This window comes from Zoogloea sp. (assembly GCF_023150065.1).
In the GTDB taxonomy this organism is placed as follows: Bacteria; Pseudomonadota; Gammaproteobacteria; order Burkholderiales; family Rhodocyclaceae; genus Zoogloea.
Window position 1 is genome coordinate 1 of record NZ_JAKLLN010000201.1, and the last position, 559, is coordinate 559.

Annotated in this window: 1 protein-coding gene; it reads left to right on the top strand. The window is 67.8% G+C overall.

Annotation, left to right across the window (positions count from 1 at the left end):
* Positions 1-15: 15 nt before the first annotated feature.
* Positions 16-559, top strand: a 544-nt coding sequence (locus tag L6Q67_RS24265; protein WP_296576297.1) for an HD domain-containing phosphohydrolase, incomplete at its 3' end; no start/stop codon positions are given.

Below are 559 nucleotides of genomic sequence, written 5' to 3' on the forward strand. Positions count from 1 at the left end.
GAGACCGGCGCGCACATGCAGCGGGTCGGAGCCTTCGCGGCGATGATCGCGGAGGCCATGGGCTGCCCGCCCGAATACTGCGAGATCCTCTACAAGGCCGCCCAGATGCACGATATCGGCAAGATCGGCATCCACGAGAGCGTCCTGCGCAAGTCGGGGCCGCTGACCTCCGACGAGTGGCGCCTGATGCGCGAGCACCCGCGGATCGGCGCCAGCATCCTGGCCGGCTCCGAGGCGCCGGTGCTGCAGCTGGCGGCCGAAGTGTCGATGGCGCACCACGAGCATTTCAGCGGTGCCGGCTATCCCCAGGGCCTCGTTGGTGAGCTGATCCCGCTGTCGGGGCGCATCGTGGCCCTGGCCGATTTCTTCGATACGCTCTCGATCGACCGCTGCTACCGCAAGGCGCACCACGACGCGCAGATCCTCGAGATGATCCGCGAGCGGCGCGGCCAGCAGTTCGACCCGCGGGTGGTGGATGCCTTCTTCTCGATCGTGGATCGCCTGTTCCAGGCCCGGGAAGCCATCAATGCCGCCGAGGAGGTCGCCGACATGACCGAGT